This is a genomic window from Vibrio hippocampi, from assembly GCF_921292975.1.
GTDB lineage: Bacteria > Pseudomonadota > Gammaproteobacteria > Enterobacterales > Vibrionaceae > Vibrio > Vibrio hippocampi.
Genome location: NZ_CAKLCM010000002.1, coordinates 1,723,299 through 1,738,049 on the forward strand (window position 1 = coordinate 1,723,299; position 14,751 = coordinate 1,738,049).

A 14,751-nucleotide genomic window follows, 5' to 3' on the forward strand; every position below is an offset into this window, starting at 1 on the left:
ACTCTTTATTTAGAACCACTAAATCTTCGAATCGTTGCCTTGTCCACAAACCAAGCAAATCTCGCTGAGCCTCGCATCTTGAGGTAACTTGGGTATACAATCCAACCAATCAAACACTTGCATCAGTTTCATCCATACCGGATCAAATGAGGCGCTTAGCACGACTTCCGTGTGCTTATAAGGGTGAGTAAAGCGCAAACTTGACGCATGCAACAACAAACGTCTCGCATCGTAATGGTCTCTGAACAAACGATTGTGCTTACCATCTCCATGGGTGGTATCGCCAATAATCGGGTGACTTAGGTGGTGCATATGACGACGCAATTGGTGCTTGCGCCCTGTCGTCGGTTTCATTTCCAACATCGCATAACGACTGGTAGCAAAACGTCCGGTCGAAAAAGGCACTTCTACCTTTGCGATAGGACGATACGCCGTCACTGCCGATTGGGCTTCTTTGTCCTGCTTAGCCTGTTTATCCGCGATTTTATCGAGTTCGACCTTGAGGGGATAATCCAATACGGCGGCTTCCTCTACCCAACCGCGAACAATCGCATGATAAGTTTTTTCAATGGTGTGTTCTGCAAACATCGGTGCAGCAGTCGCCGCGATTTCACTGGATAAAGCGAACAACAGCACCCCAGACGTTGGGCGATCTAAACGGTGCAAAGGAAAAACATGCTGACCAATCTGATCGCGGAGGGTTTGCATAACAAAACGCGTTTCATGTCTGTCCAACCAAGAGCGATGCACTAACATGCCCGCTGGCTTATTCACGGCCACAAAGTACTCATCTTGAAAGATGATCTCTAATGGTTCGACGTCGATTAATGGTGTGTCAGTCATGGGCTTGCTCATCAATTTGGGTCAGTAACTGAATAATGGGTTGATAATCCGGTTGATGCTTCCACACTTCTTCAAAGTAAGGCGCAATACTAAAACCGTTAGGTAAAGGCGCTCCCGCGGCTATCAACGCCTCGATACGCGCAATAAAAATCCACTGTAGCCACTGTTCCGGTTGCAATGTGTCCACGGCAAACGGTTGCTGGCTCTGCAGTCGTTCAAGATCGGGGGCGTGCCATTGCCACAGTTTGTGTTCAATCAACAGCTGTTTGAGTTGTTCTATATGCGCTTTCATGGTCGATGAGGGAAGTTGAGATGCAAAGATGAAAAAGTCACGAAGACTTGAAATTTGCGTGTAGAATACCATCTATAGGTAAACAACCTCAAGAAACATAAGCTTTCGCTGTACTGTTATACAATGAGCGCTGGCGATATTAGGAACTGCTCCATGGATACGATTCATACCCTCACTCAGTTACTGAAAAATAGTGGCTGCCAATATCAGATTTACGACCTTTCGCGTCGTGTGCAACGTATTGATAACCGACAGTTTGAGAATGTCGAACAAGCGACTCAACCCTACCCATATCCGATTCAGCGGCAAGCTCAACTCGCTATCGCCTATTGGAATGAGAACAGACAGCCGTGGATCTGGTTATTAAAGTTTGAGTTGGACGAACGAGGTTTACTCAAACAAGCAGACATTGGTCAGTTTATTAAGTTTGTTATCGAAGCGATGGGCTCACGTTTAAGTAGTGAACTGTCGGAAAAGCAGCAAGAAAAGCTGGCGAACAATCCTTTTACCTTCAAACCTAATGAGGATAAGTTGGCGGTTTTCCATAGCCTTTTAAAGGCTCAACTGGATCTTGATCCGAGTCAGTACTACCGTCATGCAAGAGACTACTTTCAAGGTGAACTGGGTTGGGACAACTGGCAAACCGTTGGATTGCAGGGTATTACTGATATATCGGCGCGCCTAAATCAAGATGACAACAGTCGTATCGTTCGTACCGCCTTAAGGCATGTTCACCAGCAACCCCAATATGCGCTACTTGGCGCGCTTGAGCACGTCACCCTATCAGACAAGCTTTCCGATACTATCGCCGAGCTCGCCAATAAAGAGTGCGACGATTCGCAACCGGATCTGTTTCTACTCTCTGCCTATGTACGAGCCTTAGCGGGAGGTCAGTCGCAAGCAGCCAATCAGTTGGTATCACGTATTTTGACCAGTCCACTGCTGAGTCATCAAGAGATCCTTATCGCCATCGCGGGTCGAGTCTGGACACCGCTGGCGGATCAAGCCATTGCTGAACAGTTTCTGATCCGTTTAGCGCAAACCGGTAATCAGAGTCTATTTAATCAAGTCTTTGCCGATTTGGTGATGCTACCGAGTTTGCGTTTGGTGCTGTTACCTCTTTTGCATTCGAGCCCTTCGCCAGAACTGGCAAAGGCATTGGTCGCACTGCAATCCAGTGTCACCCATTAATTGAGGTAGAGATGGATAATCTATTAATGCTGCTGGCGCTCAGTTGTCTTTGTGGTCTATTTTGGCAACAACGTAGACAATCAGAGATCGCCAATTCTGCGGTACGAAGGAAGTGTAAAGAGTTAGATCTGCAAGTGCTGAGTGTTTCACTCGGCTCACATCGGTTGAGAGATGCCAACGGTCGATGGGGTTGGCATACTATTTATGAATTTGAGTTTTCTGCGCTTGGAGATGATGCGTATCACGCAAAACTGGTGATGAAAGGCTTTCGTGTGCTGAACTTCCATCTTCCTCCGCATCGTATATAAATTGGTAATTGAGGTAAGGGCCAAACTCGTCGCTTGCCTCACTCACCCAATCAAAACCTAATTTATCTAGCAGACGCAAAGAAGCGGTATGACCAATATCGACACTTGCGCACAAAGCAGAAAGGCTAAGCGCCTTCATCGCCTCAGGAACAAAAGCGGATAACACCTCTGTCGCATACCCTTGACGCCAATATTTTTTATCGAAAAGATAGCCCAGCTCAGCGGTAGGTTCATTGAGGCTGATAAAGACATGCCCAATAAAATCTCGCGTTCGAATATCTAACACAGCAAAAGCATACTGCTGCTTATCGGTTAACACTTTTTGAAACAGCGCTCTGGCAGAATCGACCGTGTGAGCACCATTCATATGCTGGCGATTTTTAGCGCACACATTGAGCATGACAAAATCAGACTCTAATTCTTCAGTGTAGGGAACCAACAAGGTTCTTTGGGTGACAATCGTCATAATTCAATTCCTTTGAAACGGTGGTCAGCGCTCAGAACTACGAATATAAGAAAGCCCCAATACTTGCGTATTGGGGCTATGGTCTTACTCGCAGCGATCCGGCTACTCTTAATGCTCCATGCATCATCCATAACAATGCTACTTCCTTAGCATTCAATCCAAATCATCGCCATCCTAGCGGTGTCCATATATTCCCATAACGCTAACTATCCCAACCAGCTTACGTCGCCATATCCTTTAGCGGTGTCCTTGTCCAACAATCCTGATGGTGTTCCGTTTGCTCAACCATGAGCTTTAAATCCATTCATAGGCAAAAAAACTATTTTACCTATTTGCTATCCAACGTAGCAGAGTAAAGAATCCGTCTTTACTGAGTATCCTTTCTACGGGGTTTAATGTACCGCAAAACGATGACTAGAAAACCGCATTACTCTGTATCGATCATTGCACAGTTAGAAATGTCAAAGTGTAACAACTATATATATCAATCAGTTAAAAATTATTTGTCGAAACATTCACCAACCAACTTTTCTTTGTCTCACAGTCACTGTGCGAGATGTCTCACACAGGATTTCCAAAATAACCTAGTAGATTGACTAGCCGAGTCAAGACAACTGGTCTTTCTGCAACCACCAGATTCTGCCGAACCTCGCATCTTGAGGTAATTTGGGTATACTCTTAGCCAGTTTAATGCTCGAAAATGGATAACAACGATGCTTACCAAAGATGTTTCAACTGAAATTGAAACCGTACTTAATGCTCTACATAGCGAGGGCAAAGAGCCCACCGTTGCACTGGTCAAAGCCCGCTTAACCTCAAAAGTCCCTATGCCTGCGATTATCAGCGTCATTAAATCTTGGAAAAGCACCAAGCGAGTACCAAAAGTCGAAATTGCTGAGCAAGACACTCAGCAGGACAACAAACTTGAACAGCGAGTCGCAGAGCTTGAGAGTCAAGTTCGCCAACTGTTAGAACGTATTACGCTATTGGAACAAAAAAATGGTTAAAGTATGGATTGATGCGGATGCCTGTCCCAAGGTAATCAGAGAAACACTATGTCGAGCCGCTGAACGAACTGGGCTCACCTTTACGTTTATTGCGAATCACGCCGTTCCTGTCCCTAAACGCGCCAATATTCACAGTATCACCGTACCATCTGGCTTCGACATTGCCGATAACGAGATTGTTAAGCGAGTCACTGAGGGGGATCTGGTGATTACCTCCGACATCCCGCTTGCCGATGAAGTGATTAGTAAGAAAGCGCTAGCACTGAGTCCTCGCGGGGAGCTATTTACGGCTGACACCATCAAAGCCAGGCTCAACATTCGCGACTTTATGGAAACCATGCGCTCAAGTGGTGTACAAACCGGAGGACCTGCGCCTCTGGGACAAACGGAAAGACGTGAGTTTGCTAATCAGTTGGACAAATTTTTAGCCAAAGCAGCTCGTTGAGGCATGAGTTTTTCAATCAGATAAAATGACAAAGACCACCGCATTTGGTGGTCTTTGTCATTTTTAAGTCGCTTGCGATTACGCTCTTGGCAAATAATCCGCTTTACCGACCCATTTGTAACTGGTCAACTCTTCAAGCCCCATTGGACCGCGAGCATGCAGTTTTTGGGTTGAAACCGCCACTTCGGCACCCAGACCAAATTGCGCGCCATCAGTAAAACGAGTGGACGCGTTGACATAGACTGCCGCTGAACCCGCCGAGTTAATAAACTTCTCTGAATTCACTAGGCTGTTGGTCATAATGGCATCTGAGTGACTCGCATTATGAACGCGCATATGGTCAATTGCCTGATCGATATCACCAACTACCTTGACGCCAAGTGTGTAGCTAAGCCATTCGGTATCAAAATCACCCGGTTTCGCTTCACGTACGCCCTCTTTTTCACCGAAAATGGTCAATGCGGTCGGTGCAGCGACAAACTCGACTCGTTGATGTAGACGCTGGTATAGCATCGGAATAAATTGTTTCGCGACCGCTTCATGCAATAGCAAGGTGTCCAAAGAGTTACACGCCGACGGACGTTGTACTTTAGAGTTCTCAACCACATCTAAACTACGCTCAAGATCCGCACTCTCATCAACGAAAATATGACTGATGCCAAAGCCACCGATAATCACAGGGATGTTGCTGTTCTCTTTACACATTTTGTGCAGACCAGCACCACCTCGAGGAATGATCATATCCACATACTCGTCCAGTTTTAGCAACTGAGAGACCAGCTCACGGTCAGGTTTTTCAATGTATTGTACCGACGCCGCAGGTAAACCCGCTTTATCTAATGCCGATTGAATCACCTTAACCAATTCCATATTGGAGTAGAAAGTTTCTTTACCACCGCGCAAGATACTCGCATTACCCGTTTTTAAACAGAGCGCAGCAATATCAATGGTCACGTTTGGACGAGCTTCATAGATCACCCCAACCACGCCAAGCGGTACGCGGCGCTTTGCCAGGCTCATGCCATTTTCAAGAATACGACTGTCAAGTTCACTGCCCACAGGATCATCAAGAGTAATAACGTTACGAACGTCATCTGCAATACCCTTAAGGCGCGCTTCGTTAAGCAACAGACGGTCAAGCAATGCCTCTGTCAGACCCGCTTCTCGACCTAACTCAATATCTTTTGCGTTAGCTGCCAAAATAGTGGCTGCGCTGGCTTCTAATTCATCCGCAATGATTTCCAGTGCGCTGTTTTTTTGCTTTGTTGACGCGGTTGCCAGAGTAAAGCTTGCTTGTTTGGCCGCTTGACCGAGTTTAATCATGTCCATAAATAATCCTGTGAATACTATTCTTGAATGACAACCATATCGTCACGGTGAATCACTTCTGCGCCGTAATCATAACCTAAGATACTATTGATATCTTTACTGTGTTTACCCACTATCTTAAGCATATCGCTGTCAGAGTAACCGCTGATTCCTTTAGCGATTAATTGTCCATCTGTTGTCGTAATCCTAACCACCTCACCACGGGAAAAGTGACCGGAAACGGAAACCACGCCTTTGGCAAGCAGACTGCTCCCTTTGCCGATAACAGCGTTTACCGCACCAGCATCAACCACCAAGTCGCCAGAGGCTGACGGTCCGGCCAGAATCCAACGCTTACGGTTTTCCAACGCTTCCGGCAGTGGCAGGAATCGGGTGCCCTGAGGGTTATCAGAAAGCGAGTCTGCAACCACATTCGGAGCACTACCGGCGGCAATAATAACCTCAATACCAGCTCGACGCGCAATGTCGGCGGCTTGCAACTTGGTTGCCATGCCACCCGTTCCCAGAGTGGTACCGCTGCCACCTGCAATCTTACGCAGAGTCTCATCAATCGTGGTGACTTCACGAATAAGCTCCGCATCAGGGTTGGTGCGAGGATCGGCAGTAAACAAACCGGCTTGGTCAGTAAGCAGTAACAACTTATCCGCACCACAAAGGATACCCACCAGCGCGGAGAGATTGTCGTTGTCACCCACTTTGATCTCGGTGGTTGCCACAGCGTCGTTTTCGTTAACCACGGGAATAATCCCATGCTCGACTAAGGCATTAATCGTGTCTCTCGCATTGAGAAAGCGTTCACGATCTTCTAAGTCCGCTCTTGTCAGTAGCATCTGACCGATCTTTAGACCATAAATAGAGAACAGAGATTCCCAAACTTGGATCAACTGACTTTGTCCAACAGCCGCAAGCAGTTGCTTACTGGACATGGCATTGGGCAATTCGGGGTAACCAAGGTGTTCACGACCGGCGGCGATGGCGCCAGAGGAAACCAATACAACCGCATGCCCTTGCTTAATTAATTCAGCGCACTGCCTGACAAGCTCTACCATATGAGCTTTATTCAATGCCAGTGAACCGCCCGTTAATACGCTTGTGCCTAATTTTACGACAACCGTTTGTTTCGTTGTCTGTTGACCATGTATTTCAGATGCCATGTTAACTTTCAGCTAGATGTGAATAAAAAAATAAAGGGGTAATGTTTTAGCAATCTAACTTGCTTAGCACAAGTAAAATATCAACTAAAGCAACAATCACCCAAGAGACGCTGCAATAGCGTCATCTTAAGTGATAGGAAAGGAAAAAACGATAGGTGTGACGCTGGGACTCTTTAATTAAACAAATTCTGCCGATTGTTCGCCCACTACAACCTGAAAATCAAACTTGGACTGTAATACTTCCACCAATTTTTGATGGAATATTTCTTGAGTACGAGTGATTTCATCAACCGCCGCGGCTGGGGCAACCTCTGTTTTCCATACGCCAGCCTGGTCGTAGAGACCAATTTGATAAACCGCTTCAAACTGTTCTCCATCTTGGTACAAGTCGAGCCACCATCCCCAAAACTCTCTATCCTCTGGAGATTTTTTGTCGTCAACGCAGACAGATAAACAGTCGAAATGGTAGGCTCCTTCTTTACAGAGCGCCTCGCGAAGATAAGGTCCAATGGCTTTGAGAGCCGATACTAGCCGATAGTGCGTTGGTTTCTTTGCCGCTTCTGACTTTTTTGCTGCTTCTGACATTGATAAACTCCATATTTAAATTAAATAAAAGCGTTAACCGTGATAATTTATATTTTTAATCTTTATTCTATTTTTTATCATAGATTTGATTACATGGTTATTTCAAATTTAACTAATATGGAACACAGGTCACTTTAATAGCTCATCTTCCAACCACTTTATCGCCATATCCAACGATTCTTCATAACCCTTTGCCAGTTCTTTTGCTGGAATTTTCTTTGCCTTACCGTAATCACTGAACATAGCCACTAAACGATTATCCGACATTGGCGATACCAAATCCCCCTCAAGACTCAAAGCAAGGATAGGCACCCGAGTACGACGAGATGAGAGAAAGCCTTGTATTTTTAGTGACCAAGCCATCAACTGCCCGGAAAGGCTGCCAATATCGACCACATCTTTACCTAACCGCGAACCCAGCATATCTAAATACATTTTGGGCATCTGTTGAATCTTGCTTGGGCTGGTCAATAAATCATGAATAGGCGCACCTATCGCTACGCAAGCTTTGACTTTCTGCTGCTCCAAAAACGACAGTCTTACCATGGCGTTGCCACCAAAACGAAAACCTAATAACCCCACTCTGAATTGGTCTACCCACGGGATTTTGGGTAACTCATCTAAAACAGCCTGATGTAAGCAGGAAGAGTCTTCGGTCAATTGCCAATGGGAACTGTGCCCTATCGAAGGCATGTCCACCGTCAACATCGCGATACCGGCTGGGGCAAGAAAGTCTCTAAACAAGCGCCACATATCCGTTTGCAGCGAATCCAAACCCGCACTGACAATAACAACCGGTTGTGGCTTTTCAGTGCTCACCAGATGCAGGTTAGTGGTGATTCTTTTGCCTTTATACGGAACTTCTATCTGTTTGATCACATAATCAGTGCGTTTGGCCGCTTCGTTATAGGCTGTATTGGCGAGAACTTGGGATTGGATGGCTAAATTGTCTTTCTTGAGATGCGGGTAACCAGCAATGCTAAAGCACAAAGAAGCCGTAAACAGCTGTTCTGCCGCCTGCTCACCCGTTAAATCGTTGGCACGCTTTTGATGCATCATGCCCAAACGTGTCCACTCATAATTCCAGTTGCCACTGTGATAACCCATTACCGTATCCAACCACGCATCTTCAGTGCGAGAGTGTTTAGAGCCAGCAATACGAGACAGCACAGCCTCTTGCTCTATGGGATCGATACCCTGCCACGCCCACTGAAAACGCAATACATTTCGATACCAAGAGGTTGGATTTTCAGCTCGTCGCTGCTGCAAGATAGTTTCACTACTCGGCATATAGCGAATAAGGTGGGAGGTTTCCTTGGCCTGCTTGTGTTTTTCAAACAAGGTTTCAGAGATATTCTTACTGGTTTCTTGAGACATACCGGCACCTAATAATGACAGGAGCTTCTATAGTAATAAAAAAAATGACCCAATACAGGGTCATTTTTACAAATATTGCGAAAGCATCTTATTTTTGCTTGCGGTTGATTGGCTCAACATAAGATAGTGCCATATCCCAAGGTTGCTCAATCCAGCAATCTTGTGCGATATCAACAATGTACTCATCAACGAGCTCAACACCCGCTGGCTTAGCACATACTGTGATTAGCTTAGCCTTTGGATACATTTCACGAATTTTGCGTGCTGTATCACCGCTGTCTACTAGGTCGTCGACGATTAGGTAACCTTCACCATCGTGCTCAGGTGCTTTAAGTACTGTCATATCACGTTGATGATCGTGATCGTAGCTAGAGATACAAACGGTATCTACAAAGCGAATACCCAGTTCACGAGCAAGAATCGCTGCTGGTACTAGACCGCCACGGCTAACGCCGATAATGCCTTTCCACTGTTCTGCTGGCATTTGACGCTCAGCAAGTTGACGGCAATATGCGTGCATATTGTCCCATGTGATGATGAATTTGTTAGCCATAATAAAAACCTAATAAAAGACTATAAGCTGATTATCCAGCGAATACGTATTTGACAATAAAGATAGCAGACATTACCCATACGCTCATGGAAACATCGCGACCTTTACCACTCATCGCTTTAATCGCTGCATAAGCAATGAAACCTAATGAAATACCTTCCGCAATAGAGAAAGTAAGCGGCATTAATAAACAAGTAACAACAACTGGTGCCGCTTCTGTAATGTCTCTCCAGTCAATACTAACCAGACCAGACATCATCAAAATCGCAACGTAAAATAACGCACCCGCTGTCGCGTAAGCTGGGATCATACCAGCTAAAGGCGAGAAGAATAATGCAAGTACGAACAAAATGCCAACAACAACTGCAGTTAATCCTGTACGACCGCCAACAGCAACACCCGCTGTACTCTCAACGAATGAGGTCGTATTTGATGTACCTAGCAACGCACCAACCGATGTTGCAGTTGAGTCAGCAAGCAGTGCTTTGTTTAAACGAGGGATCTTGCCGTCTTTGTCGATCAGGTCTGCTTTTTGAGCCACACCAACCAACGTGCCCGCAGTGTCAAACAGGTCAACAAATAGGAAAGCAAAAACAACCGAGATCATGCCGAGTTCAAATACTGAAGAGAAATCAAGCTGCATAAAAGTAGGTGCAATGCTTGGCGGCACAGACATCAGACCGCCCCACTTTACGTCACCAAAGATAATGCCAAGTGCAGTGACCGCAAGAATTGCAATCATAACCGCGCCTTTAAGACCACGGTGAACCAAAGCAATAGTTAGGAAGAAACCAAGCGAAGCAAGCACAGCAGGTAATGAAGTGATATGACCCAAAGAAACGAAAGTCGCTGGATTATCAACAACGATACCGGCATTTTTTAGCGCGATAAAGGCAAGAAATAAGCCGATACCTGCAGAGATACCCGTTCTAAGAGACATTGGAATGGAGTTAATAATCCACTCACGAATCTTAAACACGCTCAATAGAATGAACAGAATACCTGAACAGAACACCGCAGCAAGTGCAACTTGCCAAGTGTGACCCATACCTAAAACGACAGCGTAGGTAAAGAAGGCGTTTAAACCCATACCTGGTGCTTGAGCAATTGGGTAGTTAGCCACAAAACCCATGATAAAACAGCCAATTGCAGCAGCCAAACAGGTTGCTACAAATACTGCGCCGCGATCCATGCCAGCGTCCGAAAGAATTGCCGGGTTAACAAAAATAATATAAGCCATCGTCAGGAAGGTTGTTAAACCTGCGATGACCTCAGTACGAACGGTGGTGCCATTCTCACTGAGCTTAAATAGCCTCTCGAGCATATCAATATCCCTAAATGAATAAAAAGTAAACGGTTGCGTAAACGATTGGCGCGATTATAAGGTTATCAAAAAGCAATTTCTAGTTAGAATTTTAACTCTAAGTTTGTTTTTGTTACAAAAGCATGAAACTTGAACCGTAATCCTTTCCCGTTATATCAGTCACTTACACTATAAATACTTGCCCAAATTAGCTGCTCTATTTTTATACTTTTATCAATAAAGTCATCGAAAGGCTTGGGGTTTAAGAAAGTATTAGGGATCAGGAAGTATAGACAATGCCGATAGGCAAAAAAAACGCCACTCATAGGAGTGGCGGTAGAATAATTTGATTAGCAATTGGGGGTGCAATCAACAACAATTTCTCAAAATATAGGGGTATAAAACTTTCACTCTCTGCAGCTAGCAGCAACAAGGTGTTCTAAACAGCTCTCATCTTCCGTTAACAACACCTTGTCAAAACTCGAACTCTTTCGACCTCAAGTTGTGAAATAGGTAGTTGAACCACTCAACTGGCAACAATATTATCACAATGAAGTTTAATTACAACCATTAAAGTGATCTAAATCACCTAAAACTGCAAATAGTCGCTTTTTCATCCTTAATGTGTAGGAAACTTACAAAAAGATAGCTGCTCAATTGTTAACAATAAGAAACATTATTCAAAATGCACGGTCAATATTTGCCGTTGGCAGTGGGTCACCATTGGCAGCGTTGTACCCTCTAGTTGCCATCACTGTAGGATTTAGGGTCGCTGTAGTCGGTTTTACCTAGGAGTATCCTTGATGCGAACGAAAATCAACACTACTCCCGATACACGACTGGTGGTATTCTTTATGTCTAACAATCACTAGAAAAACAGAGAGACTCGCTAACTGAAGGTCTTTTTGTAACAACAACTATCTAGTAAAGCGCATTTAAAAGGAGAGTTCTGTGTCTGAATTCCACTCTGAAATTAGTCAACTGTCACCCGCTCCGTTATGGCAGTTCTTTGACAAAATCTGTTCGATTCCTCATCCATCTAAGCACGAAGAAGCATTGGCTCAGTACATTGTTACCTGGGCACAAGAGCAAGGCTTAGACGTTAAGCGTGATAAAACTGGCAACGTTTTCATCAAAAAGCCGGCGACGGCTGGAATGGAAAACAAGAAGGGTGTGGTGCTGCAAGCGCATATTGATATGGTGCCGCAGAAAAATGAAGACACCGATCATGACTTCACCAAAGATCCTATTCAACCGTATATCGACGGTGAATGGGTCACTGCGAAAGGGACAACGCTCGGGGCTGACAACGGTATTGGTATGGCTAGTTGCCTAGCGGTACTGGCATCGAATGAGATAAAACACGGTCCACTAGAAGTATTATTAACCATTGACGAAGAAGCGGGTATGACCGGTGCTTTCGGCTTAGAAGCGGGTTGGTTAGAGGGTGATATCCTGCTTAACACCGATTCAGAGCAAGAAGGTGAAGTTTACATGGGTTGTGCTGGCGGTATCGACGCGGCAATCTCTTTTGATATTACTCGTGAATCAGCGCCTGCGGGCTATGTGGCTCAACAATTGACCCTTAAAGGTCTTAAAGGTGGTCACTCGGGTTGTGATATTCATACCGGCAGAGGCAATGCCAACAAGCTGTTAGCGCGTTTCCTTGCTGGACACGCTCAAGAATTGGATGCGCGTTTGATCGAATTCCGTGGTGGTAGCCTGCGCAATGCAATTCCTCGTGAAGCTTTTGTCACGCTTGCGATTCCAGAGAGCAACCTTGCCAAATTGAATCAACTCTATAAGCATTTCACCCGTCTACTCTCTAGTGAGCTTGGTGCTGTGGAAACCGATATTGTTTCATTTAATGAGACAGCCGAACTGCAAGACGTGTTTGCATTAGAGACTCAAAACCGCTTTATCGCTGCGCTTAACGCATGCCCTAACGGTGTGATTCGCATGAGCGACGATATTCAAGGTGTGGTAGAAACGTCTCTTAACCTTGGTGTGATTACGACTGAGCAAGATAACGTTCAGGTGCTATGTTTAATCCGCTCACTGATTGATTCTGGACGTGAGCAGGTGGAAAGCATGCTCGCTTCTGTTGCTGAGCTTGCTGGTGCAACCATCACTTGTTCAGGTGCTTACCCTGGTTGGAAACCTGATCCAGATTCAGAGATCATGGCAGTGTTCCGTGACATGTATGAAGGCATCTATGGTAACAAACCAAACATCATGGTGATTCACGCTGGTCTTGAGTGTGGTCTATTTAAAGAACCTTACCCGCAAATGGATATGGTTTCCTTTGGTCCAACAATCAAGTTCCCACATTCTCCTGACGAGAAAGTGAAAATTGACACCGTTGAGCTATATTGGAATCAAATGGTCGCACTCCTAGAAGCCATCCCCTCTAAAGCCTAGCACCTAGCGCTTATTTTAAAGCCGACTGCGAAACAAACGCAGCGGCTTTTTTTATACCTAAACCCCGTCGACAATTGAGGTCATGGGGCGATAAGTATATATTGAGAACCAGTATCAACTTCAAAGAGAATCCATTATGCAAGTTTACGACTGCTGTCCTCTAGTTCGTGAAATCTACGCTCAAATTGGTAGCGGCGATCAAGGATATATTCCTCAAGCCATCACCTGTGCCTTAAAAACCCTGAATGATATTGCTGCAGATGAGTCTCTGCCAAAAGATACGCGTGAAAGCGCCGCATTTGCTGCTGCTAACCTACTGATTTCTGACTTCGACGATCAGTAAGGCGGTATCATGGATTTAGCAAATTTTAATAACATGGACCCAGTGATGTTGATGAGCATCATCAATATGAAATTGAGAGACGATTTCTCCGGTGACCTCGACCAATTGGTTCGCTACTTTGATATCGACAAGCAGGCACTGATCGACAAACTGGCGGCTGCGGGTTTTGATTTTCTGAGTGAGGCGGGACAGTTCCGCTAATTTAGTCGTGAGTCATCCAGCCAAATGAAACAGGCCACCGAAAAGGTGGCCTGTTTGTTAACTAAAGCGGTTTATTAACTAAAGCGGCTTGTTATCTAAAGCTATTTGTTCGCAAAAAACTGGCGAACGATTTAGTTAAATCGTAAACACTTGATAATCTTTTAATTCCGGGATCTTACGCTGTAACTCTTGCTCTTGGGTCGCAACATCATCCAGTGAATCACAGTAGTCTTTCGCTTCTTGCTGTAATTGCTTGGACTGCTGTTGGTAAGTATCTGCGAGTTGTGCTTGCAACTCACTCCACTGATTCTGTAGTTCGGTAAGATTAAATGAGCCATCTTGCTGCATTTTTTCTTGCATCACTTGAAAAGCACTGGCAAAAAACTCTTTATCAAAGGATTCTCTGGCTTTGGCGAAATCTTGTTGCCAGTTATCCATAAACGAGCTGAATGCCTCTGATTTCAAGACAAACTCATCCCCTTGTTGATAGCGTGACGACACATCATTGAAAAACTCGGTGATTACCTGCTTCACATTCTGGAATGCTTCTGAGTTGTCAAAGCTTGCCGCTACATCATCAATAATGTCATGTGAAAGAGCTAAGCCGTTCTCTGCCAACTTCTTCGCTTGAGGAAGATGTTTATTCATGTTCTGGCGGTACGCTTCAAGCGCGTCCTGTTGAAGTTGGTCGAGCTCTATTTTTTTGCCATTGATATGCAGATTGTTATCTTTATCAATTAACACCTTAGAGTTGGACTCACCCACAATTTCCACTTGCTGACCATCAAGGTGTACTTCATTTTTTATATCAACACGACAGGCTTCTAGCGCCGAAGCCTTTGAACTCATTAGCGCTAGCCCTAGCAGTAAAGTGCTACTGGAGAGTGCTTTTACAAATTTCATTACCCTATCCTCTTACGACGTCATTCATCA

At 45.0% G+C, this 14,751-nt stretch carries 17 protein-coding genes; 7 read left to right on the forward strand and 10 right to left on the reverse strand.

The features are described from left to right. Positions 1-18: 18 nt before the first annotated feature. Together truC and L9Q39_RS10130 are read right to left on the reverse strand one after the other, a co-directional pair. Positions 19-855 carry a tRNA pseudouridine(65) synthase TruC gene (gene truC, locus L9Q39_RS10125; protein WP_435532816.1) on the reverse strand — a complete coding sequence of 279 codons (837 nt, stop codon included), beginning with the start codon at positions 853-855 and terminating at the stop codon, positions 19-21. After that, a complete protein-coding gene (locus L9Q39_RS10130; protein WP_237485552.1) occupies positions 836-1,135 on the reverse strand; it encodes a YqcC family protein in 300 nt (99 codons plus the stop codon). The genes truC and L9Q39_RS10130 overlap by 20 nt, the downstream gene beginning before the upstream one ends. A gap of 153 nt (positions 1,136-1,288) precedes the next feature. Between L9Q39_RS10130 and L9Q39_RS10135 the strand changes: the two genes are divergently transcribed. Beyond that, a complete protein-coding gene (locus L9Q39_RS10135) occupies positions 1,289-2,326 on the forward strand; it encodes a DUF3549 family protein (RefSeq protein WP_237484948.1) in 1,038 nt (345 codons plus the stop codon). Positions 2,327-2,337: 11 nt separating this feature from the next. Further along, on the forward strand, positions 2,338-2,634 hold the full coding sequence (locus tag L9Q39_RS10140; RefSeq protein ID WP_237484949.1) for a DUF3301 domain-containing protein: 297 nt from the start codon (positions 2,338-2,340) through the stop codon (positions 2,632-2,634). On the opposite strand, the gene L9Q39_RS10145 is transcribed toward L9Q39_RS10140, so the two are convergent. Beyond that, on the reverse strand, positions 2,525-3,100 hold the full coding sequence (locus tag L9Q39_RS10145) for a GNAT family N-acetyltransferase (RefSeq protein WP_237484950.1): 576 nt from the start codon (positions 3,098-3,100) through the stop codon (positions 2,525-2,527). The genes L9Q39_RS10140 and L9Q39_RS10145 overlap by 110 nt on opposite strands. Before the next feature lie 713 nt (positions 3,101-3,813). Here L9Q39_RS10145 and L9Q39_RS10150 point away from each other — a divergent pair. Together L9Q39_RS10150 and L9Q39_RS10155 are read left to right on the forward strand one after the other, a co-directional pair. After that, positions 3,814-4,107, forward strand: a complete 294-nt coding sequence (locus L9Q39_RS10150) for a hypothetical protein (RefSeq protein ID WP_237484951.1) — start codon at positions 3,814-3,816, stop codon at positions 4,105-4,107. Then, positions 4,100-4,552 (forward strand): YaiI/YqxD family protein, encoded by a 453-nt coding sequence (locus tag L9Q39_RS10155; protein WP_237484952.1) that lies wholly within the window; start codon positions 4,100-4,102, stop codon positions 4,550-4,552. Before L9Q39_RS10150 ends, L9Q39_RS10155 begins: the two co-directional genes overlap by 8 nt. A gap of 78 nt (positions 4,553-4,630) precedes the next feature. Here L9Q39_RS10155 and L9Q39_RS10160 read toward each other — a convergent pair whose 3' ends face one another. The 6 genes from L9Q39_RS10160 to L9Q39_RS10185 all read right to left on the reverse strand — a co-directional run bounded on the left by L9Q39_RS10160 (position 4,631) and on the right by L9Q39_RS10185 (position 10,874). Then, a complete protein-coding gene (locus tag L9Q39_RS10160) occupies positions 4,631-5,881 on the reverse strand; it encodes a glutamate-5-semialdehyde dehydrogenase (protein WP_237484953.1) in 1,251 nt (416 codons plus the stop codon). A gap of 17 nt (positions 5,882-5,898) precedes the next feature. Then, positions 5,899-7,035: a glutamate 5-kinase gene (gene proB, locus L9Q39_RS10165; RefSeq protein ID WP_237484954.1), complete on the reverse strand. Its 1,137-nt coding sequence runs from the start codon at positions 7,033-7,035 to the stop codon at positions 5,899-5,901. Between the two features lie 177 nt (positions 7,036-7,212). After that, positions 7,213-7,620 carry a sigma factor-binding protein Crl gene (gene crl / locus L9Q39_RS10170; RefSeq protein ID WP_237484955.1) on the reverse strand — a complete coding sequence of 136 codons (408 nt, stop codon included), beginning with the start codon at positions 7,618-7,620 and terminating at the stop codon, positions 7,213-7,215. Positions 7,621-7,749: 129 nt separating this feature from the next. Beyond that, complete coding sequence (gene frsA, locus L9Q39_RS10175) at positions 7,750-8,997, reverse strand: esterase FrsA (protein WP_237484956.1); 1,248 nt, start codon at positions 8,995-8,997, stop codon at positions 7,750-7,752. Between the two features lie 88 nt (positions 8,998-9,085). After that, positions 9,086-9,550 (reverse strand): xanthine phosphoribosyltransferase, encoded by a 465-nt coding sequence (gene gpt, locus L9Q39_RS10180; RefSeq protein ID WP_237484957.1) that lies wholly within the window; start codon positions 9,548-9,550, stop codon positions 9,086-9,088. A gap of 31 nt (positions 9,551-9,581) precedes the next feature. Continuing rightward, positions 9,582-10,874, reverse strand: a complete 1,293-nt coding sequence (locus L9Q39_RS10185) for an NCS2 family permease (RefSeq protein ID WP_237484958.1) — start codon at positions 10,872-10,874, stop codon at positions 9,582-9,584. A gap of 930 nt (positions 10,875-11,804) precedes the next feature. On the opposite strand from L9Q39_RS10185, the gene L9Q39_RS10190 reads away from it, so the two are divergent. The 3 genes from L9Q39_RS10190 to L9Q39_RS10200 all read left to right on the forward strand — a co-directional run bounded on the left by L9Q39_RS10190 (position 11,805) and on the right by L9Q39_RS10200 (position 13,818). After that, on the forward strand, positions 11,805-13,274 hold the full coding sequence (locus L9Q39_RS10190; RefSeq protein WP_237484959.1) for an aminoacyl-histidine dipeptidase: 1,470 nt from the start codon (positions 11,805-11,807) through the stop codon (positions 13,272-13,274). A gap of 136 nt (positions 13,275-13,410) precedes the next feature. After that, positions 13,411-13,617: a YaeP family protein gene (locus tag L9Q39_RS10195; protein ID WP_237484960.1), complete on the forward strand. Its 207-nt coding sequence runs from the start codon at positions 13,411-13,413 to the stop codon at positions 13,615-13,617. A 9-nt stretch (positions 13,618-13,626) separates the two neighbouring features. Further along, positions 13,627-13,818, forward strand: a complete 192-nt coding sequence (locus L9Q39_RS10200) for a DUF4250 domain-containing protein (protein WP_237484961.1) — start codon at positions 13,627-13,629, stop codon at positions 13,816-13,818. Between the two features lie 135 nt (positions 13,819-13,953). Here the strand turns inward: L9Q39_RS10200 and L9Q39_RS10205 are convergent, their stop codons facing one another. Continuing rightward, the gene (locus L9Q39_RS10205; protein ID WP_237484962.1) at positions 13,954-14,721 is read right to left on the reverse strand and encodes a DUF2884 family protein; all 768 of its coding nucleotides are present in this window, start codon (positions 14,719-14,721) and stop codon (positions 13,954-13,956) included. Positions 14,722-14,751 lie beyond the last annotated feature (30 nt).

Coding starts and splice junctions, on each gene's coding strand:
- truC (WP_435532816.1), bottom strand. CDS start 855: ATGAGCAAGCCCATGACTGACACACCATTAATCGACGTCGAACCATTA.
- L9Q39_RS10130 (WP_237485552.1), bottom strand. CDS start 1,135: ATGAAAGCGCATATAGAACAACTCAAACAGCTGTTGATTGAACACAAA.
- L9Q39_RS10135 (WP_237484948.1), top strand. CDS start 1,289: ATGGATACGATTCATACCCTCACTCAGTTACTGAAAAATAGTGGCTGC.
- L9Q39_RS10140 (WP_237484949.1), top strand. CDS start 2,338: ATGGATAATCTATTAATGCTGCTGGCGCTCAGTTGTCTTTGTGGTCTA.
- L9Q39_RS10145 (WP_237484950.1), bottom strand. CDS start 3,100: ATGACGATTGTCACCCAAAGAACCTTGTTGGTTCCCTACACTGAAGAA.
- L9Q39_RS10150 (WP_237484951.1), top strand. CDS start 3,814: ATGCTTACCAAAGATGTTTCAACTGAAATTGAAACCGTACTTAATGCT.
- L9Q39_RS10155 (WP_237484952.1), top strand. CDS start 4,100: ATGGTTAAAGTATGGATTGATGCGGATGCCTGTCCCAAGGTAATCAGA.
- L9Q39_RS10160 (WP_237484953.1), bottom strand. CDS start 5,881: ATGGACATGATTAAACTCGGTCAAGCGGCCAAACAAGCAAGCTTTACT.
- proB (WP_237484954.1), bottom strand. CDS start 7,035: ATGGCATCTGAAATACATGGTCAACAGACAACGAAACAAACGGTTGTC.
- crl (WP_237484955.1), bottom strand. CDS start 7,620: ATGTCAGAAGCAGCAAAAAAGTCAGAAGCGGCAAAGAAACCAACGCAC.
- frsA (WP_237484956.1), bottom strand. CDS start 8,997: ATGTCTCAAGAAACCAGTAAGAATATCTCTGAAACCTTGTTTGAAAAA.
- gpt (WP_237484957.1), bottom strand. CDS start 9,550: ATGGCTAACAAATTCATCATCACATGGGACAATATGCACGCATATTGC.
- L9Q39_RS10185 (WP_237484958.1), bottom strand. CDS start 10,874: ATGCTCGAGAGGCTATTTAAGCTCAGTGAGAATGGCACCACCGTTCGT.
- L9Q39_RS10195 (WP_237484960.1), top strand. CDS start 13,411: ATGCAAGTTTACGACTGCTGTCCTCTAGTTCGTGAAATCTACGCTCAA.
- L9Q39_RS10200 (WP_237484961.1), top strand. CDS start 13,627: ATGGATTTAGCAAATTTTAATAACATGGACCCAGTGATGTTGATGAGC.
- L9Q39_RS10205 (WP_237484962.1), bottom strand. CDS start 14,721: ATGAAATTTGTAAAAGCACTCTCCAGTAGCACTTTACTGCTAGGGCTA.